Source organism: Litoreibacter ascidiaceicola (genome assembly GCF_900129235.1).
In the GTDB taxonomy this organism is placed as follows: Bacteria; Pseudomonadota; Alphaproteobacteria; order Rhodobacterales; family Rhodobacteraceae; genus Litoreibacter; species Litoreibacter ascidiaceicola.
In genome coordinates this window covers 149,159-167,722 of sequence record NZ_FQUV01000006.1, presented here as the reverse complement: position 1 = coordinate 167,722, position 18,564 = coordinate 149,159, and the positions used below count along the sequence as shown (strand labels likewise).

At 55.6% G+C, this 18,564-nt stretch carries 17 protein-coding genes; 13 read left to right on the top strand and 4 right to left on the bottom strand.

Features of this window, described 5'->3' with window-relative positions; all coding sequences use genetic code 11:
- Positions 1 to 2 precede the first annotated feature (2 nt).
- A complete protein-coding gene (locus BUB72_RS13625; protein WP_073144741.1) occupies positions 3 to 443 on the top strand; it encodes a MarR family winged helix-turn-helix transcriptional regulator in 441 nt (146 codons plus the stop codon).
- On the opposite strand, the gene ubiG is transcribed toward BUB72_RS13625, so the two are convergent.
- Complete coding sequence (ubiG, locus tag BUB72_RS13620) at positions 440 to 1,207, bottom strand: bifunctional 2-polyprenyl-6-hydroxyphenol methylase/3-demethylubiquinol 3-O-methyltransferase UbiG (RefSeq protein WP_245814855.1); 768 nt, start codon at positions 1,205 to 1,207, stop codon at positions 440 to 442. The genes BUB72_RS13625 and ubiG overlap by 4 nt on opposite strands.
- Before the next feature lie 44 nt (positions 1,208 to 1,251).
- On the opposite strand from ubiG, the gene pip reads away from it, so the two are divergent.
- From pip to BUB72_RS13595, 5 genes are all read left to right on the top strand, one after another.
- The gene (gene pip / locus BUB72_RS13615) at positions 1,252 to 2,229 is read left to right on the top strand and encodes a prolyl aminopeptidase (protein ID WP_073144736.1); all 978 of its coding nucleotides are present in this window, start codon (positions 1,252 to 1,254) and stop codon (positions 2,227 to 2,229) included.
- Positions 2,230 to 2,339: 110 nt separating this feature from the next.
- A complete protein-coding gene (locus BUB72_RS13610; RefSeq protein ID WP_073144734.1) occupies positions 2,340 to 3,338 on the top strand; it encodes an ABC transporter permease in 999 nt (332 codons plus the stop codon).
- Positions 3,335 to 4,534 carry an ABC transporter permease gene (locus tag BUB72_RS13605; RefSeq protein WP_073144732.1) on the top strand — a complete coding sequence of 400 codons (1,200 nt, stop codon included), beginning with the start codon at positions 3,335 to 3,337 and terminating at the stop codon, positions 4,532 to 4,534. Before BUB72_RS13610 ends, BUB72_RS13605 begins: the two co-directional genes overlap by 4 nt.
- Positions 4,531 to 6,177, top strand: a complete 1,647-nt coding sequence (locus BUB72_RS13600) for an ABC transporter ATP-binding protein (RefSeq protein WP_073144730.1) — start codon at positions 4,531 to 4,533, stop codon at positions 6,175 to 6,177. The genes BUB72_RS13605 and BUB72_RS13600 overlap by 4 nt, the downstream gene beginning before the upstream one ends.
- Positions 6,178 to 6,251: 74 nt before the next feature.
- The gene (locus BUB72_RS13595; RefSeq protein WP_073144728.1) at positions 6,252 to 7,796 is read left to right on the top strand and encodes an ABC transporter substrate-binding protein; all 1,545 of its coding nucleotides are present in this window, start codon (positions 6,252 to 6,254) and stop codon (positions 7,794 to 7,796) included.
- A gap of 58 nt (positions 7,797 to 7,854) precedes the next feature.
- Here the strand turns inward: BUB72_RS13595 and BUB72_RS18865 are convergent, their stop codons facing one another.
- Positions 7,855 to 7,998: a hypothetical protein gene (locus BUB72_RS18865; protein ID WP_175549166.1), complete on the bottom strand. Its 144-nt coding sequence runs from the start codon at positions 7,996 to 7,998 to the stop codon at positions 7,855 to 7,857.
- A gap of 225 nt (positions 7,999 to 8,223) precedes the next feature.
- On the opposite strand from BUB72_RS18865, the gene rimP reads away from it, so the two are divergent.
- From rimP to infB, 4 genes are read left to right on the top strand one after another with little or no spacing between them, the layout of a single operon-like run.
- A complete protein-coding gene (gene rimP, locus BUB72_RS13590) occupies positions 8,224 to 8,799 on the top strand; it encodes a ribosome maturation factor RimP (RefSeq protein ID WP_073144726.1) in 576 nt (191 codons plus the stop codon).
- A complete protein-coding gene (nusA, locus tag BUB72_RS13585; RefSeq protein ID WP_073144724.1) occupies positions 8,799 to 10,421 on the top strand; it encodes a transcription termination factor NusA in 1,623 nt (540 codons plus the stop codon). Before rimP ends, nusA begins: the two co-directional genes overlap by 1 nt.
- Positions 10,422 to 10,444: 23 nt before the next feature.
- Positions 10,445 to 11,080, top strand: a complete 636-nt coding sequence (locus BUB72_RS13580; protein WP_073144721.1) for an RNA-binding protein — start codon at positions 10,445 to 10,447, stop codon at positions 11,078 to 11,080.
- Entirely contained in the window at positions 11,077 to 13,572 is a 2,496-nt protein-coding gene (infB, locus tag BUB72_RS13575) for a translation initiation factor IF-2 (protein WP_073144719.1), read from the top strand. Before BUB72_RS13580 ends, infB begins: the two co-directional genes overlap by 4 nt.
- A gap of 70 nt (positions 13,573 to 13,642) precedes the next feature.
- Here infB and BUB72_RS13570 read toward each other — a convergent pair whose 3' ends face one another.
- Positions 13,643 to 14,839, bottom strand: coding sequence for a Hint domain-containing protein (locus BUB72_RS13570; RefSeq protein ID WP_073144717.1), 1,197 nt, complete (start codon positions 14,837 to 14,839; stop codon positions 13,643 to 13,645).
- 178 nt (positions 14,840 to 15,017) lie between these two features.
- On the opposite strand from BUB72_RS13570, the gene hslV reads away from it, so the two are divergent.
- Together hslV and BUB72_RS13560 are read left to right on the top strand one after the other, a co-directional pair.
- Complete coding sequence (hslV, locus tag BUB72_RS13565; RefSeq protein WP_073144715.1) at positions 15,018 to 15,575, top strand: ATP-dependent protease subunit HslV; 558 nt, start codon at positions 15,018 to 15,020, stop codon at positions 15,573 to 15,575.
- Positions 15,568 to 16,653, top strand: coding sequence for a hypothetical protein (locus tag BUB72_RS13560; protein ID WP_073144713.1), 1,086 nt, complete (start codon positions 15,568 to 15,570; stop codon positions 16,651 to 16,653). Before hslV ends, BUB72_RS13560 begins: the two co-directional genes overlap by 8 nt.
- Here BUB72_RS13560 and BUB72_RS13555 read toward each other — a convergent pair whose 3' ends face one another.
- The gene (locus tag BUB72_RS13555; RefSeq protein WP_073144711.1) at positions 16,654 to 17,037 is read right to left on the bottom strand and encodes a DM13 domain-containing protein; all 384 of its coding nucleotides are present in this window, start codon (positions 17,035 to 17,037) and stop codon (positions 16,654 to 16,656) included.
- A 159-nt stretch (positions 17,038 to 17,196) separates the two neighbouring features.
- Here BUB72_RS13555 and hslU point away from each other — a divergent pair, with 159 nt between their 5' ends.
- Positions 17,197 to 18,516, top strand: a complete 1,320-nt coding sequence (gene hslU, locus BUB72_RS13550) for an ATP-dependent protease ATPase subunit HslU (RefSeq protein WP_073144709.1) — start codon at positions 17,197 to 17,199, stop codon at positions 18,514 to 18,516.
- Positions 18,517 to 18,564: the final 48 nt, after the last annotated feature.

Below are 18,564 nucleotides of genomic sequence, written 5' to 3'. Positions count from 1 at the left end.
TTATGGCAGAGACCCAAGATCCAATCGCAGTATCGCTGTTTAGCGAGCTGTTTATGGCCGACCAACTTGCCCGTAGCAAGTTGAGCAAAGCGCTGCCCAAGGGGATGGAACTGTCCCACTTCACAATGTTGAACCACCTCTACCAACTGACCGAGCCCAGAACCCCCGCGCAATTGGCCAAAAGCTTTGCGCTCACCCGTGGGGCGTTGACCAACACACTCGCAAAGCTGGAATGGGCCGGTCACATCCACGTTTCACCAGACTGGGACGACGCACGGCGCAAGCAGGTGGTGATCAGCCCAGCAGGACGCCGCGCGCGCGATACCGCATTGGAGTCAATTGCCCCGATCATCTTGAAGATCATCGAACGCGTGGGTGCTGACAGGGTTCGGGACGCCGTTCCGGTTTTGCGCGACTTGCGCCGCAGCCTTGCGGATGACTAAGCGGGCTTAACGCTGGCTGTGACATAATTTACAGACAAGTCACGATCAGACAGCGACCAGCTCCAAGTGATCGGGTTGAATACGAATCCTTTGCGATCTACGGGGTTTAACCCCGCATTTGAGATCAGCTCGAACAACTCATCCGGCGTGATAAACTTGTTCCACTCATGGGTGCCTTTGGGCAACCAGCGCATAATATGCTCCGCGCCAACGATGGCCATCATGAAGCTTTTCGGATTGCGGTTGATCGTCGAGCACACCATCAGACCGCCCGGCTTCAACAACGTTTTGCACGCGGTGAGGTAGGCCAGCGGATCGGATACGTGCTCGACAACTTCCATATTCAGAACGACGTCAAACTGCTCACCATCCTCTGCCATCGCTTCGGCAGTTGTGTGACGGTAGTCGATTTCCAGCCCGGACTGCGCTGCATGTACTTGAGCGACCGGGATATTCCCACCCGCGGCATCCGCCCCTACGACGTCCGCACCAAGTCGCGCCATGGGTTCAGAAAGCAGCCCGCCACCGCATCCGATATCCAGAATGCGCAGGCCCTTAAATGGTACCGGCGCATCCAGATCGCGATCAAACTCGGCTGATATCTGACTGGTGATGTAGTCCAGACGGCACGGGTTGAGCATATGAAGAGGCTTGAATTTGCCGTTCAAGTCCCACCATTCGGCAGCCATGGCCTCGAACTTTGCGATTTCCGAGGGGTCGACGGTAGACGTATTCATGTGCAGACTCATCTTTGACTTGGTCATTTTCGGGCATGGTACCCAGCGCTCAACAAACTATATAGGGCTCTATGGACAGATCGTCAGGACAAAACCGCGCGGTGGCACATCTCTACCCACCGATTGACCCATTCGACCAGCAGATGCTGGACGTGGGCGATGGCCACCGGATTTATGTCGAGCAATGCGGAAATCCGGACGGTATTCCGGTTGTTGTCTTGCACGGCGGGCCGGGCGGTGGATGTTCTCCCGCAATGCGGCGTTACTTTGATCCGACCACATATCGTATAGTTCTGTTTGACCAGCGAGGCTGCGGCCGGTCACGCCCGCATGCCAGCGTCGAGAACAACACTACGTGGCATTTGGTCCGCGATATCGAGTTGATCCGCGCACGGTTCGGCATTGAAAAATGGATTGTCTTTGGTGGCAGTTGGGGCGCTACGCTGTCGCTGCTCTATGCCCAAAGCCATCCTGACCGAGCGGCACATCTAGTCCTTCGCGGCGTGTTTTTGATGACGCAGGCAGAGTTGGACTGGTTCTACGGTGGCGGCGCGGGGCTATTCTTCCCCGAACAATGGTCCAAATTCGCGGATCTTATTCCCGAGGACGAGCAGGGCGACATGATCGCGGCCTATCAGCGACGCTTGTTCTCAGGAGACATACCCCTTGAATCCCGATACGCGCGTGCTTGGGCTGGATGGGAAAATGCACTTGCGGCCCTGACCGTTTCACATCCCGTTGGCGATGCTCCGGCAGAATATGCCCGTGCCTTCGCCCGCTTGGAGAACCACTATTTCACCAATCAGGGCTTTCTGGAAAGCGATGGCCAGATTCTCTCGAACCGGGAGGCAATCGAGCATATTCCTGCCGTGATCGTTCAAGGCAGATACGACATGATTTGCCCGCCTATTTCCGCATATCGACTGGCTGATGGATGGGCGAAGGCCGACTTGCGGATGATTAAAGCGTCCGGACACGCGCTATCCGAGCCGGCCATCACTGCTGAACTTGTGCGCACCATGGACGATTTACGCGCCGTTTACGCGTAAATGAGACCTTAGGAATACAAAAATAACCTAATTCGGTGTTACGGGTTTACAGATCAAGAGCAACCGCTAGTCTCGCGTACTCTGGGAAACTGTTGGGATGTAGAAAGCCTGTGGCTGGACTTTTAGGGATTATCCTCCAAAGATTGTTGCTAGGGATCGCAACGCTCTTCGCTGTTTCCATAATCATTTTCGTCGCCGTGAATGCCCTGCCGGGTGATTTTGCACAGTCTATTCTTGGACAAGGTGCAACGCCTGAAGCCGTTGAAGCCATTCGCAACCAATTGGGCCTGAACGAGAGCCCTCCGACCCGGTATTTCAAGTGGCTTCTTGGTGCAGTGCAGGGCGATCTTGGCATACCAATGTCCCAAGCCTTGTTTCAGTCGTTCACGGGCTCGAGCACGGGTGGCGACGTCGTCACTGTTTTCGACCAAATCATTCCCCGACTGAAAAACACCATGTTTCTTGCCGGGGTGAGTGCCGCGATTTCGGTTCCCCTTGCTGTGACGCTCGGCATTTTGACAGCGCTGTTCCGCAATACCGCATTCGACAAAGCGATGAACGTATCGACGCTGTCAGCGATCTCCAGCCCGGAGTTCTTTCTGGCCTATATCCTGATCTTGTTTCTTGCAGTTCTGAATCCGGTGTTCCCATCCCTGTCCAACATCTTTCCGGGGATGGAGTTCGGTGACCGGTTGAATAAAACCATGCTGCCCGCGTTGACGCTTACACTTGCAGTCACGGCACAAATGATGCGCATGACACGCGCCGCCATCATCAACCTTCTGGCTTCGCCTTATATTGAAATGGCGCGGCTAAAAGGTCTTTCACCGATGCGCGTAATCGTGAAGCATGCTTTGCCAAATGCTTTGGCGCCGATCATCACCGTTGTTGCATTGAACCTTGCCTACCTCGTCACCGGCGTTGTCGTAGTGGAGGTTGTCTTCGTCTATCCGGGCATCGGCCAGCTATTCGTCGACAGCGTCAAAATCCGCGATATCCCGGTAGTGCAGGCCTGCTGCCTGATCTTTGCGGCTGTTTACATCCTGCTCAACCTGACGGCTGACGTCTTGTCCATCATTTCAAACCCACGCCTGAGGCACCCCAAATGAACGCACTTGTTTGGATCCTTGGCGGGCTTCTCGTCATTCTTGCGATCGCTTGGGTTTTCCGGTTTGCCACGCAAAAAGCAACGGACAACAAGCCCTACTTCCGCGACATGCCGCTGAGCGTCGCATTCGGCTATGTGTTCGCAGCAGCGGCGCTACTGCTCAGCATTTGGTACTTTTTCCAGCCCAAAGCCGTTGACGGAATTCCGTCAGCAGGCGTGATCTTCTTTCGCTGGGCTATCATCGGATTGCTTGGCTTTGCGGCGGCGGCCTGGGTCTTTCGCACAGTGTTTCGCAACGTCGGGTCAGAGAATAGCAAAAAGCTGTTCCGCTCCATGCCGCTCACCGCTGCCTTTGGCGTGATGATCATCATTGTCTATGCAATCGTGTCGATCTTCGCTGGCCTCATCGCCCCTTACGGCCAAGAAGAAATTCTAGGTGCGGCGAATGTCGTCGCTGGTGGCGATCCGGCAATTGGTGGCAATCCGGAGTATCCGCTTGGCACCGATCAGATTGGTCGGGATATTCTCAGCCGGCTTATTTACGGCGCGCAGAACACGGTCGGCATCGCCTTCATTACCACCTGTCTAGCCTTTATTCTGGGCGGCACCTTGGGCTTTCTTGCTGCGGTGTTAGGCGGCTGGCTGGACCAATTGCTCTCTCGGATGGTCGATGCACTTATGGCAATTCCGTCCCTGATCTTTTCGCTGTTGCTGATGACAATCGCCACCGCTTGGGCGGGCAGCGAGGCTTGGCTGGTCACCATCTACATGATCTTCATCATTGCCGTGATCGATAGCACGCGTGTCTTTCGACTGTCGCGCGCGGTCGGGCAAAGCATCGTCGTCATGGACTATATCGAAGCCGCGAAACTCCGCGGCGAAGGAATGGGCTACCTGATTTTCCGCGAGATTCTGCCAAATGCCTTGGCACCGCTGCTCGCCGAGTTCGGATTACGCTTTTGCTTTGTGTTCCTCACAATTGCGTCCCTCAGCTTCCTTGGTGTCGGCATTCAACCACCTAAGGCCGACTGGGGCACCATGGTGCGTGACCTGTCACCGTTCATCAACTACGCGTCGTTCGCGCCGAATGCCGCCGTTACGCCCTTGTTGGCGGCTGGCGCTATCGCCCTGCTAACAGTCGCTGTAAACTTTGTGGTCGACTGGATGCTTCATAAATCATCGGGGCTAAAAGAATGAGCGATCTGCTGCTAAAAATTCGTGGCCTGAAGATCGAAGGTCGCTCTGACGAGACATGGAACCCGATTATCAACGGTATCGACGTTGATCTGAAAAAGGGCGAAGTGCTGGGCATGATCGGCGAGTCCGGTGCCGGTAAGTCCACGGTCGGGCTTGCTGCAATGGGCTACACACGCGATGGCGTACGGATCAGTGAAGGCTCGGTCGAGTTTGACGGCGTTGATCTGGTAAAGGCATCCGCTTCGGTAAAACGTTCGCTGCTTGGCAAACGGATTGCCTATGTCGCGCAATCTGCCGCCGCCAGCTTCAACCCGGCTCATAAGCTGATCGACCAGCACACTGAAGGTCCTGTTCAGCATGGCGTCTCCAGCCGTGCCGAAAGCGAAATTGATGGTATCGAGCTTTACCGCCGCCTGCGCCTGCCAAGCCCCGAAGAAATCGGCTTCCGCTATCCGCATCAGGTGTCTGGTGGACAACTTCAGCGGGCAATGACAGCAATGGCGATGGCGTGTCGTCCTGATCTGATTATCTTTGACGAACCGACAACGGCCCTAGACGTGACAACCCAAATCGAGGTTCTCGCCTCGATCCGCGACATCGTCGAGCAGTTCGACACGGCCGCGATCTACATCACGCATGATTTGGCTGTGGTCGCGCAGATGGCGGATAGGATCAAAGTTCTGCTCAAAGGTGACGAAGTCGAAGAAGCTGACACGCGCACCATGCTTACCGCGCCGACAGAGGATTATACCAAGTCGCTTTGGGCGGTCCGCAGCTTTGAGCGCCCCGCAAAGCCGGCAATCAACGTGAATGCCACACCTGTCGTCAGCGTCCGCAACGTAACCGCAGCCTATGGCACCGTCGACGTGCTGCATGATGTAAGTTTTGATATTCACGCAGGTCGGACTGTGGCTGTTGTCGGTGAATCCGGCTCTGGCAAATCAACCGCGGCGCGCTGCATCACAGGGCTACTTCCTCCTCGCATTGGCCATATTGAGTTTGACGGCCAACAACTTCCATTAAGCTACAAGCAGCGCGACAAAAGCCAGCTGCGCCAAGCGCAGATGATCTATCAAATGGCTGATACCGCCCTCAATCCGCGCAAAAGCATTGGTGAGACGATCGGGCGACCGGTCGAGTTCTACATGGGCCTTAAAGGCCGCGAAAAGCGCAAGCGTGTCGAGGAGTTGCTGGCCGAGATCGAGCTGGAGCCGACAGAGTATTTCAATCGCCTACCGTCAGAGCTTTCGGGTGGCCAAAAGCAACGTATCGGCATCGCGCGCGCACTGGCCGCGGAACCGCAATTTATCATCTGTGACGAAGTGACATCCGCTTTGGATCAACTTGTCGCCGAGGGAATTCTGCGACTGCTTGCCAAGCTGCAAGACGAGTTGGGCTTGAGCTACATGTTCATTACACACGATTTGGCCACCGTCCGCTCCATCGCTGATGAAGTCGTGGTGATGAAAGACGGCGACGTGGTTGAGCAAGGCCCCAAGAAGGAAATGTTCAAGCCGCCGCACCACGCCTATACCGACCTTTTGCTAAGCTCCGTACCTGAAATGGACCCGGACTGGCTGACAAATCTTCTGCAGGAACGCGGAGTTGATAACATCGGCGACGCTGCTGTTGATAAGATGTAAAACGAATCGCCCTGTAGAGGGGCCGATATAATTGCGGAAAAACCGCTTTTAACTAAACCAACTGGGAGACACTCATGTCACAAATTTCAAGACGTAGCCTGCTTAAGACAGGTGTAGCTGCTGGCGTTCTATCCGCCACTGGCCTGCCGCTTCGTGCACAAGCCAAAAAGGGTGGAAGACTTCGCCTCGGCATCGCTGGCGCAAACACTTCTGACAGCTGGGATGGTCGTACCCACTCTGACAGCTATATGATCATGTGTGCCCACGGCGCCGTGTTTGATTGCCTGACCGAAATCGGTGCTGATGGCCAACTCAAGGGTGAATTGGCCGAAAGCTGGGAGGCTTCCGCCGACGCAAAAACTTGGACGTTCAAACTGCGCCAAGGCGTAACCTTCCATAACGGCAAGGCCTTTGGCGCTGACGATGTGATCGAGTCGCTGGGAATGCACACCGCCGAAGGCGCGAAATCCGCTGCTAAGCCGATCATTTCTGCCATCACCGAGATGAAGAAGATCAACGATCACGAAATCCAGATGACTCTGGAAGCCGGCAATGCCGACTTCCCATTCTTGTTGTCAGATTATCACATCTTGATGTTCCCCGCAGGCCAAGTGGATGAAGCAATCGCAAAAGGCATCGGTACGGGATTGTATCAGGTCGAAACTTTTGACCCAGGTGTTCGCTTTGTCGGCAAGCGTTTCCCCAACCACTACAAGGGCGATAACGCCGGTCACTTTGACGAGGTCGAGGTCATCGCAATCAACGACTCCTCTGCCCGCATGAACGCGTTGATGACCGGTCAGGTCGACGCCGTGAACCGTGTGGACGTGAAGACCGAAGCACTACTCAAGGCCAACCCAATGGTCACCATCATGGAAGTAACTGGCAACCAGCACTTCACGTTCCCGATGCTGACTGCCAACGCGCCGTTCGACAACATGAATGTGCGCAAGGCGCTAAAACACGGCATCAACCGTGAAGAGTTGGTCAATAAAATCTTGCAGGGTCACGGCCAAGTTGCCAATGATCACCCAATTGGCCCAGCAAACCAGTATTACGCCGCTGATCTGGAGCAGAACTCCTATGATCCAGACAAATCCAAGTTCTACCTAAAAGAGGCTGGATTAGACAGTTTGAGCGTAGACCTCTCGGCGGCAAACGCTGCCTTCCCGGGTGCAGTCGATGCGGCGCAATTGTATCAGGCTTCCGCCAAGTCGGGTGGCATTAACATCAACGTGGTTCAGGAACCTGATGATGGCTACTGGTCCAACGTTTGGTTGAAGAAATCCTGGTGCGCCTGCTACTGGTCTGGACGTGCAACCGAGGACTGGATGTTCTCGTCTGCGTATGAAGCTGGTGTCCCTTGGAACGACACTGGTTGGGAAAATGCACGCTTCCAAGAACTGCTTCTGGCGGCTCGTGCAGAGCTCGATAGCGCTAAGCGTAGAGAGCAGTATACTGAAATGCAGAGCTTGATGTCCAAAGAGGGCGGAACCGTAGTTCCAATGTATGCCAACTACGTTGACGCGCACTCGTCCAAGCTGACCAATTCCGGCACCACGGGTAACGTGTTCCAGATGGACAGCTCTCGCTTCATGGAGCGCTGGTGGTTCGCATAAGCGACCCTACCTAAAATTAGAAAAACGCCCCGTCCATTTGGCGGGGCGTTTTTTTTGGTTAGGCTGCGGTGGCAGCGCGTTCAGAGCGCTCCGCATCCCGTTTTTTCCAAGTGCGGTTCATCACCACATACATGACGGCCACGCCGCACAGAAATGCGCCGCCGCCAACAGTGGCGACTACGCCAAGGCTGCTAAAGTCCATTTTCGTTCTCCTTCCGAATTGACTGCAGCAATGGTTAATTTCGGAATAGGGCAGATTTTGGACAGGTTTGCGGCCCTTGCCGGAATACTCAGAAACAAAACTTGCAGACTCACCCGCCTTCCCCTATATCCCCCTCAACAGCGGCGCGCTGGTCTCCACCCCCAGCGCTCCACCGGGAAACATCAACGGGCCGCGCGCCCGTTTTTTTGTGCCTCTAAGGAAACTATGTCTGATCTGATTGCCAAAGCCGCCATCGACCGCCGTCTGGCCGAGATCGCCCAACCCGTTATTGAGGGTCTGGGCTATGAACTCGTGCGGATGCGCCTGCTCACAGGCAAAGCCGATATCGTGCAAGTTATGGCTGAGAAGCCCGAAGGCGGCATTGAAGTCGATGACTGTGCTAAGATTTCTACCGCCTTGTCTGCGATTTTCGATGTCGAAGATCCGATCTCTGGCGAATATAGCCTAGAGGTGTCGAGCCCCGGCATCGACCGCCCCCTGACCCGCTTGAAGGATTTCGAGATGTGGGACGGGTACGAGGCAAAGATTGAAACCGAAGAACTCATCGACGGCCGTCGCCGCTTTAAAGGGCAATTGGCTGGCGTTGAGGGTGATGAAGTTCTGATCACCATCGAAGAGGGCACAATCGGCCTGAAATTCGAATGGCTCACTGATGCGAAGCTTGTTCTGACCGACGAGCTGATCCGCGATGTTCTTAAAAACCGCAAAGACGCGGGCGAAATTGACGAAACCCAATTCGACGAAGTTCAACAGATCGTCGATGGCGAAGGAGACGACTAATGGCAATTACTTCAGCCAACCAACTTGAGCTGCTGCAAACCGCAGAAGCCGTGGCCCGCGAGAAGATGATCGACCCGGAACTGGTTGTCGAAGCGATGGAAGAATCCCTCGCCCGCGCCGCCAAGTCTCGCTATGGCGCAGAGTTGGACATCCGCGTTTCCATCGACCGTAAGACCGGTAAAGCAACTTTCACCCGTGTACGCACGGTTGTGGCAGATGACGAGATCGAGAACGACCGCGCCGAGTTGAATGTCGAGGACGCCAAAGATTATCTGGACGACCCGAAAATCGGCGACACAATCGTAGACGAAGTACCGCCGGTTGAAATGGGCCGCATCGCCGCGCAATCCGCCAAGCAGGTTATATTGCAGAAGGTGCGCGAAGCAGAACGCGACCGTCAGTACGAAGAGTTCAAGGATCGCGCCGGCACGATCATCAACGGTCAGGTCAAACGCGAAGAATACGGCAACGTCATCGTCGACATCGGCCGTGGCGAAGCCATTCTGCGCCGCAACGAAAAAATCGGCCGCGAAAGCTACCGCCCGAACGACCGCATCCGCGTTTACATCAAAGATGTGCGTCGCGAAGTGCGCGGTCCGCAAATCTTCCTGTCGCGGACCGACCCGCAATTCATGGCCGAACTGTTCAAAATGGAAGTGCCAGAAATCTATGATGGCATCATCGAGATCAAAGCGGTTGCCCGTGACCCCGGTTCGCGCGCCAAAATCGCTGTCATTTCGCATGATAGTTCCATCGACCCCGTTGGTGCCTGTGTTGGTATGCGCGGCTCCCGCGTTCAAGCTGTCGTGAACGAGCTTCAGGGCGAAAAGATCGACATTATCCCGTGGAATGAAGACCAGCCGACCTTCTTGGTGAACGCGCTTCAGCCCGCTGAAGTCTCCAAAGTGGTTCTGGACGAAGAAGCCGAACGTATCGAAGTTGTGGTTCCCGAAGAGCAGCTGTCGCTGGCGATTGGCCGTCGCGGCCAGAACGTGCGTCTTGCGTCGCAGTTGACCGGCCTCGACATCGACATCATGACCGAGGAAGAGGAATCCGCACGTCGTCAGGCTGAGTTCGAAGTTCGCACCAAGCTGTTCATGGAAACGCTGGACCTCGACGAATTCTTCGCACAACTGCTGGTCTCCGAAGGCTTCACCTCGCTGGAAGAAGTGGCTTACGTCGAAGTGGACGAGCTGCTGGTTATCGACGGCGTCGATGGTGACACAGCGTCCGAGTTGCAGGCTCGCGCCCGTGACTATCTGGAAGCTGCTGCCAAGAAATCCTTGGAAACCGCACGTGAACTTGGCGCGCAGGACAGCCTTATTGAATTCGAAGGTCTGACACCCCAAATGGTGGAAGCACTTGCGAAAGACGATGTTAAAACGCTGGAGGATTTCGCAACCTGCGCTGACTGGGAACTGGCCGGTGGCTGGACGACTGTTAACGGCGAGCGGTCGAAAGATGACGGTGTTCTGGAGCCCTTCGACGTGTCGTTGGAAGAAGCTCAGAACATGGTCATGACGGCCCGTATCCAACTTGGCTGGGTCGATCCTGCCGATCTGGTGTCTGAGGAGGAAGCCGAAGACGGCGCCGAAGAAGAAACTGCGGAGGCTGAGGCCTGATCTCAGGCCTCAGGGATCCCGGCATGAGCCGCGGCGGTCAGGAAAAAGAACAAAACGGCCCGGAGCGACGCTGCATCGCTACGGGAGAGTTGCGCGATCCTGCGTTGATGATCCGTTTTGTGGTCGGACCGGAAGGTCAGGCCGTACCCGACGTGCGTAACAAGTTGCCGGGTCGTGGCATCTGGGTAAGCGCCGACAAAGACGCCTTGGAAAAGGCGATCAAAACGAAGGCGTTCTCGCGCTCCGCCAAGGAGCAGGTAACTGTGCCGGATGGTCTGTTCGAACAGACCGACAAACTGCTGGCACGCAGACTGGTTGATCTGATCTCGCTCGCGCGTAAGGCGGGGCAGGCAGTCACCGGTTACGAGAAGGTAAAAAGCCTGCTGGAGAACGAGCGTGCGACGCTGTTGGTGCAGGCAAGTGACGGGTCCGAACGGGGCAAATCAAAGCTCCATTCGCCGCCCGGAAAAGACGTATTTATTGGCTGTTTGACCTCTCAGGAATTGGGTTTGGCTTTCGGTCGGGAAAGTGTGATACATGGCGCCTTAACGGCAGGTGGACTCAGCAGACAGATAAAAGCTGAGGGCATCAGGCTGAAAGGTGTCCGCGGACATAGCGGCGGAAAGAAATCCCGCCCGAAAGGAAAAGACGACGCATGAGCGATAGTGACGGTAAAAAACCCCTTGGCCTTAAAGGTGGCGCACGTCCCGGTAACGTGAAGCAAAGCTTCAGCCACGGGCGCACCAAGAACGTGGTGGTGGAAACCAAGCGCAAGCGCGTAGTGGTGCCTAAACCCGGTGGCGCTAAGCCTTCAATTACAGGATCGCCCTCTGTTGGTGATCCTTCCAAACGTCCTGCTGGTATTTCCGATGCAGAAATGGATCGCCGCATGAAGGCGCTTCAGGCTGCTAAAGAGCAAGAAGCAGCCGACATCGAACGCCGCGCCGCCGAAGAGGCCGAACAGCAAGAGCGCCGCGAACGCCGCCGCGCCGAGGCTGAAGAAAAAGAGCGTGAAGAAAAAGAACGCGAAGACGCCCTCAAGGCCAAGGCCGATGAAGAAGCGCGCAAAATTCGCGAAGCCGAGGAAGCTAAAACACGTGCAGAAGCACCTGCCCCTGCGGCCGCCGCGCCGGGCGAGCCCGCTGTGTCTCCGTCCGGTCCACGCGGTGGTGGCAAAGCAGCGCCGACACCTGCGGTACGTCGTGACCGTGACGATCGCGAAAGCAAAGGTGGCAAAGCCCGTGTCGATGACGCGCGCCGTTCCGGCAAGCTAACGCTGAACCAAGCCCTACGTGGTGGCGAAGGCCGTCACAAATCCATGGCCGCGATGAAGCGTAAACAAGAGCGCGCACGTCAAAAGGCGATGGGTGGATCTGTTGAGCGCGAAAAGGTTGTTCGTGACGTTAAGCTTCCAGAAGCCATCGTAGTTTCGGAGCTGGCCAATCGCATGGCAGAGCGCGTCGCTGACGTTGTGAAAGCCTTGATGAACAACGGCATCATGGCGACTCAGACCCAGTCAATCGACGCCGATACGGCTGAATTGATCATTGAGGAATTTGGCCACAACGTGGTTCGCGTTTCTGATTCTGACGTGGAAGATGTCATCACGGAAGTGGCTGACGACGACAAAGACCTTAAATCACGTGCGCCTGTGATCACGATTATGGGCCACGTTGACCATGGTAAAACGTCCCTGCTTGACGCTATCCGCAACGCTCGCGTCACCGCTGGCGAAGCTGGCGGCATCACGCAGCACATCGGCGCTTACCAAGTCGACCAAGATGGCACGAAGCTTACGTTCCTTGATACACCGGGTCACGCGGCGTTTACGTCGATGCGTGCTCGTGGTGCTCAGGTAACGGACATTGTTGTGCTGGTTGTCGCTGCTGATGACGCAGTCATGCCGCAAACCATCGAGGCGATCCACCACGCGAAAGCGGCTGGCGTTCCGATGATCGTAGCGATCAACAAAGTCGACAAGCACGATGCCAACCCTGACAAAGTTCGCACCGACCTGCTTCAGCACGAAGTGATCGTTGAGAAAATGTCCGGCGACGTCCAAGACGTCGAAGTCTCTGCAACCACCGGGCAAGGCCTTGATACCTTGCTTGAAGCCATCGCGCTTCAGTCGGAGATCCTGGAATTGAAAGCCAACCCTGATCGCGCCGCTTCTGGCGCTGTGATCGAGGCGCAGCTTGACGTGGGTCGCGGCCCTGTCGCCACCGTGCTGGTTCAAAACGGCACGTTGCGCCAAGGCGACATTTTCGTTGTGGGCGAGCAGTACGGTAAAGTCCGGGCGCTGATCAACGACCAAGGCGATCGCATCAAGGAAGCCGGTCCTTCGGTTCCCGTAGAGGTTCTAGGCCTGAACGGCACACCCGAAGCCGGCGACGTTCTGAACGTCGTTGATACCGAAGCGCAGGCCCGTGAAATCGCAGAATACCGCGAGAAAGCCGCCAAGGACAAACGCGCCACCGCTGGTGCCGCAACGACCCTTGAGCAGCTGATGGCCAAAGCCAAGGACGACGAAAACCTGACCGAGATGCCAATTCTGGTGAAAGCCGACGTGCAAGGTTCTGCAGAGGCAATCGTTCAAGCGATGGAGAAAATCGGTAACGACGAGGTGCGCGTTCGCGTTCTTCACTCCGGTGTAGGTGCCATCACAGAAAGCGACATCGGTCTGGCGGAAGCCTCCGGTGCGCCCGTGTTTGGCTTCAACGTGCGGGCCAATGCGTCCGCGCGGAACACCGCCAATCAGAAGGGTGTCGAAATTCGCTACTACTCGGTCATCTACGACCTTGTGGACGATGTAAAGCAAGCCGCATCCGGGCTTTTGTCCGCCGAAGTCAAAGAAACTTTCATCGGTTACGCCGAGATCAAGGAAGTCTTCAAGGTCACCGGTGTTGGCAAAGTTGCAGGGTGTATCGTTACCGAGGGTGTGGCTCGCCGCTCCGCCGGTGTTCGACTGCTACGCGACAACGTCGTGATCCACGAAGGCACGCTGAAGACCCTCAAGCGCTTCAAAGACGAAGTGCCTGAAGTTCAGTCGGGCCAGGAATGCGGCATGGCGTTTGAAGCTTATGACGATATTCGCCCACAGGACGTTATCGAAATCTTCACGCGTGAAGAAGTTGAGCGTTCGCTAGAATAAGCTCGCAGTTCATAAATTCGAAAAGGCTCCGCGCAGAAATGCACGGGGCCTTTTTTATATTTGAACCATTCTAAAATGCGCAAAGGGGCGCTTTTTCGTTTTTTACATATCGGTCAATCATATGCCGCACCCGCGCACCGGACTGTAATGGCCTCACAGGACATGGTTGCACCATCATGACTTTGGCAAGCCCCTCCGGAAAAAGGATCGCCAACTCTTCACGCGCAGTGCTTGAAACCGCTTCAAGCGACTCAGGCCCAAGATACAAGCTTTCTGCGGCCACGCCATTGGCGTTCAGAACGTGGTGGCCGTCCAGAAGCAGGTGGAAGTAAAAGAAGGCCGTCTTCGAGGTATCAATCGAAACACCAGCACAGCCCAACAAGTCTTTCGCGGGGACGAGAAGCTCGTTGTGGCCAAACATGCGCTGCGCAATCTTGCCGGTGACAAGAAGCCGGTGTTGACGCGACACGCGAAGTGGGCTTTGTCCGGTGGCGAGCCCGACAGCCTTCGCGTTGATGGAGATAGGTGCAAGATTGTCATCAGCCAGAAGATCCCAGGCGCTAACGCGCCGCGCGAATATCCAACGGATCGGCTGGAAACCATCGTCGCGGGTGTTCACAAAGTCACCCACGCGCAACCGCTCGATACTGGTAAATCCTTGCGGTGTTTCCAGAACGGCTCCGGAAGCAAAGCACACATTTTGCGAACCGGGCGTTGGAGTAGAATTGTTGGTGAAACTTGCCCCGCCGCGCTGAATCGAGAACCCGTCTTGATCATTTCCGAAGTTTTCGCCCGAGCCAACACGTGTGGCTGTACTCGAAAATCCAGTATAGTTAGAGCCTGTTGTTGGATCATCCAAGGCATCGCCGTTGAATGTGGCTTGAATGAATTCGTCATTCGCAGGGTCATAGACAACCAGATTGTCGCCGCCGTTGTTGAACACGTTGCTGCTATAATTGGCGTCAAACGCCAGATTGTCGCCAGTCACACTGGGAAGACTGCCTCCACTTTGGACATTGCGCACGACGACAGCTACCGCCCCCGATTCCAAAACAGTGCCAGGGGGGAAGGTAAACCAGTTGTCGCGGCCAGCGTCCCAAAGCTCGAGGCCTGAAATGTCTATTGCGCTGCCCGAGGTGTTTATAAGCTCAAGAAATTCGTCGCCGCCACGTGCGACGCCGTTTCCATCCGTGTCAAAGTTGTTTGCGCCATTGGGGTCAACGAGGACCTCGTTAATCGCAATACCGCCCAGTAATAAGTCGGGCACTGCTCTGCTCTTTATAATTTATGATCTAGACGATTCTAATTTACCTGAACTTTTAGGCAAAATTGCGGGGAAACGGTGCCACCCGAATGCAAGAAATCAATTCTGAAGGGTTTCTGACACCTCTTTGCGCTCACTCCCATCCATGACTATATGTCCTCAAAGAACTAAGGAGAGCGGCATGTCTGACGACAAATTTCCCGGCTGGCACGGCACCACCATCATTGGCGTCCGCAAGGGCGGTAAAGTGGTTATCGCGGGGGATGGGCAGGTTTCTGTCGGCCAAACCGTGATGAAAGGCACCGCGCGCAAGGTCCGCCGCCTGTCTCCGGGGGGGATGGATGTCGTTGCCGGTTTTGCGGGATCTACCGCTGATGCGTTCACTTTGCTTGAACGGCTCGAAAGCAAGCTGGAGGCCGTGCCCGGCCAACTGGCGCGCGCTGCGGTTGAATTGGCCAAGGACTGGCGCACCGACAAATACCTGAAGAATCTGGAAGCCATGCTGATCGTCACTGACGGTAAAGACCTGTTCGTCATCACTGGCGCAGGGGACGTGCTGGAACCGGAACACGATGTCACAGCCATCGGCTCTGGCGGGAATTTCGCGCTCGCGGCAGGTCGTGCCATGATGGACACCGACAAAGACGCTGAGACCATTGCGCGGGACGCAATGAAGATCGCAGCGGACATTTGCGTTTACACAAACGGCAATTTAACCGTCGAGACAATCGATGAGTGAGGGTGTTTCGCGCGACGATCTTCGCGCCGCGGTCGCGTCCGGTGTTTTGGACGAGGTCCAAGCCAGCAAACTGATGATTTTGTCAGACCAGCGGCAAGGCTACCGCGCCAACATGATTGGCGATGATGAGCCGTTCGAGCTGTTCAAGGGCTTTGCCGAGATTTTCGTGACGGTTGGCCTTGGCTTGCTGATGTCCGGATTGATCGGCCTGACAGCAATCTTCGGCGAGGTGGCCTTGATACCCGCATTCGCAATGGTGATTTCTGTTGCGCTGGCCTTCTACTTCACCAAGAAGCGCCGCATGTCGTTGCCATCAATTGCGCTTTGTATCGCGTTTGCCTCGACCCTCGCACTAACGGTCGTAGCGGCAATCATTGGTAAATACGGGGATATGACGCCCTTGAAAACGGTAATCCTTGGCGTGGTCGGCATAGCAGGCATGCTGGGCTATTTTCGCGTGTTCCGATTGCCTTTCGCCATGTTCGCACTTGGCGTGTTTGGCATCATCACGATCGTCGGCGCTGTTGACTTAATGTTTCCGGGCAGTGCATCGAACGATGCGGGTCTAACCGACTATTTCGATCTGCGACGCCAGCCATATCTTGCCCTTGGGACGCTCGTGTTTGGCGTTTTCGCCTTTGTTGGCGCGCTATGGTTTGACCTACAGGACCCCCATAGGGTTAGCCGCAAATCGGCATCTGCCTTTTGGCTACATATCCTCGCAGCCCCTGCCTTGGTAAACACACTGGTGATGTCGAATTATCAAGCCGGCGGCACTGTTGGCACGACCCTCGCAATTGTTGTTCTAGCGCTATTCACGCTGTTGGCGATCATCATTGACCGGCGCAGCTTTCTGACCGCTGGATTGGTGTATATGGGGCTGTTGTTGGCCTCGGCAATCAATGAAACGGGCGCCGATTGGGCACCCGTTCTGACCATGCTTGTGCTTGGCCTTTTCGTAACCTCGCTGGGTGCGTTCTGGACGCAAACCCGCGCTTGGCTGCTTGGTCTACTGCCCGACTTTCCGGGCAAACACCGCCTGCCACCCTATGAGGACGGTCTAGCGGTGTCCGAGTGATTACAGCTTGGCAACGCCCAGCGGCACGTTGAACTTTTCGCACCAGATCCAGACCTCGTTGTAGTCATCGGGGTTGATTCCCGCAGGAATCTTGTATGTGGAAGCGCCGTTGTTCGACTTTAGGGGACCCATCAAAGTTTTTGGATCGTACCCATTCTTGCCCAAAGCGACTTTAGGGTCGGGGGCGCCGTCAAAAGTGAAGTCGCCCATCAGCTCCACAGAACCTCCGGAACCAGACTTAACAAGCTCGGCGCGACCCGTGGTCTTGTGATTGCTTGCGCCTTTAAACTTGCCGATACGGCCGTGGCCGCCCGCAAATGCCGGAAGGGCTGCAACAGTCGAAACGGTGACCGCGCCGCGTAAAATAGCTCGACGAGAGATCATGGGATGCTCCTTTGGTTGAACTCTTGGGTTCGAGTATTCGACGGAATTCTGTAAATCGGAAGCCCTCACACGCAAACGTCAACACCTGTGAGGCAACCCTTCAAGTTGCGGGTGAGGAACCATAGGTCTAAAACAATCTCAAACTAGAAGGATGTCGCCGTGACCGACCTAACCCCCCGCGAAATCGTATCCGAGCTGGATCGATTCATTATCGGGCAAAAAGACGCCAAAAGAGCCGTTGCAGTGGCTTTACGAAACCGTTGGCGGCGCAAGCAACTGGCTGACGATCTTCGTGACGAAGTATACCCGAAGAATATCCTGATGATCGGCCCCACCGGCGTAGGTAAAACCGAAATTTCGCGCCGTTTGGCCAAGCTTGCCCGCGCACCGTTCTTGAAGGTCGAAGCGACTAAATTCACCGAAGTCGGTTATGTTGGCCGCGATGTGGAGCAGATTGTGCGCGACTTGGTTGACGCTGCGATAATCATGACCCGCGAACAGATGCGTGAAGATGTCAAAGCGGCCGCACATGAAGCTGCAGAAGAACGCGTTATTGATGCCCTTGCCGGAACTGACGCCCGCGAAGGCACACGTGAAATGTTTCGCAAGAAACTACGCGACGGGCTGCTTGATGATAAAGAGATCGAGTTGGACATCGCCGACAATAGCGGCGGCAACCCATTCCAGATGTTTGAAGTCCCCGGCCAGCCCGGCATGGGTGGTGGCCCCGGCATGATGAACCTCGGAGACCTGTTCGGCAAAGCCATGGGTGGCAAAACCACCAAGCGCAAACTGAAGGTGTCTGAATCCTATGAAGTGCTTGTTGCCGATGAAGCTGACAAACTGCTTGATCAGGAGGCCGTGACAGAAAACGCCATCGAAGCGGTAGAGCAAAACGGGATCGTTTTCCTTGACGAGATCGACAAGGTCTGTGCGCGTGCCGATGCGCGCGGGGCAGATGTCAGCCGCGAAGGCGTTCAGCGTGATTTGCTGCCACTTATTGAAGGTACGACAGTGTCGACCAAACATGGTCCGGTAAAAACCGACCACGTTCTCTTCATCGCGTCTGGTGCATTCCACATCGCCAAGCCTTCGGATTTGCTGCCAGAGTTGCAAGGACGTCTTCCTATTCGGGTCGAACTCCGCGCCCTGACGGAAGAAGATTTTGTACGCATCCTGACCGAAACCGATAATGCGCTGACGCTTCAGTACACAGCATTGATGGGCACCGAAGAGGTGAAGGTATCCTTCACAGACAATGGGATCGCGGCTTTGGCGCGGATCGCCGCCGAGGTGAACCAATCCGTTGAAAATATCGGCGCCCGCAGGCTTTACACCGTTATGGAACGTGTCTTCGAGGATCTAAGCTTCACCGCACCTGATCGCGCTGGCGAGAACGTCGTGGTCGATGCCGATTTTGTCGAAACACATCTGGGCGAGCTGAGCAGATCAGCGGACCTCAGCAAATACGTGCTGTGACAATATGAAAGCCAAAGCCCTCCTCCTTTTCGCTGTTATTTTGCTGAC

Excerpts from the sequence above, each read along its gene's own strand:
- BUB72_RS13625 (WP_073144741.1), top strand. The coding sequence starts at position 3 with ATGGCAGAGACCCAAGATCCAATCGCAGTATCGCTGTTTAGCGAGCTG.
- ubiG (WP_245814855.1), bottom strand. The coding sequence starts at position 1,207 with ATGACCAAGTCAAAGATGAGTCTGCACATGAATACGTCTACCGTCGAC.
- pip (WP_073144736.1), top strand. The coding sequence starts at position 1,252 with ATGGACAGATCGTCAGGACAAAACCGCGCGGTGGCACATCTCTACCCA.
- BUB72_RS13605 (WP_073144732.1), top strand. The coding sequence starts at position 3,335 with ATGAACGCACTTGTTTGGATCCTTGGCGGGCTTCTCGTCATTCTTGCG.
- BUB72_RS13600 (WP_073144730.1), top strand. The coding sequence starts at position 4,531 with ATGAGCGATCTGCTGCTAAAAATTCGTGGCCTGAAGATCGAAGGTCGC.
- BUB72_RS13595 (WP_073144728.1), top strand. The coding sequence starts at position 6,252 with ATGTCACAAATTTCAAGACGTAGCCTGCTTAAGACAGGTGTAGCTGCT.
- BUB72_RS18865 (WP_175549166.1), bottom strand. The coding sequence starts at position 7,998 with ATGGACTTTAGCAGCCTTGGCGTAGTCGCCACTGTTGGCGGCGGCGCA.
- rimP (WP_073144726.1), top strand. The coding sequence starts at position 8,224 with ATGTCTGATCTGATTGCCAAAGCCGCCATCGACCGCCGTCTGGCCGAG.
- nusA (WP_073144724.1), top strand. The coding sequence starts at position 8,799 with ATGGCAATTACTTCAGCCAACCAACTTGAGCTGCTGCAAACCGCAGAA.
- BUB72_RS13580 (WP_073144721.1), top strand. The coding sequence starts at position 10,445 with ATGAGCCGCGGCGGTCAGGAAAAAGAACAAAACGGCCCGGAGCGACGC.
- infB (WP_073144719.1), top strand. The coding sequence starts at position 11,077 with ATGAGCGATAGTGACGGTAAAAAACCCCTTGGCCTTAAAGGTGGCGCA.
- hslV (WP_073144715.1), top strand. The coding sequence starts at position 15,018 with ATGTCTGACGACAAATTTCCCGGCTGGCACGGCACCACCATCATTGGC.
- BUB72_RS13560 (WP_073144713.1), top strand. The coding sequence starts at position 15,568 with ATGAGTGAGGGTGTTTCGCGCGACGATCTTCGCGCCGCGGTCGCGTCC.
- BUB72_RS13555 (WP_073144711.1), bottom strand. The coding sequence starts at position 17,037 with ATGATCTCTCGTCGAGCTATTTTACGCGGCGCGGTCACCGTTTCGACT.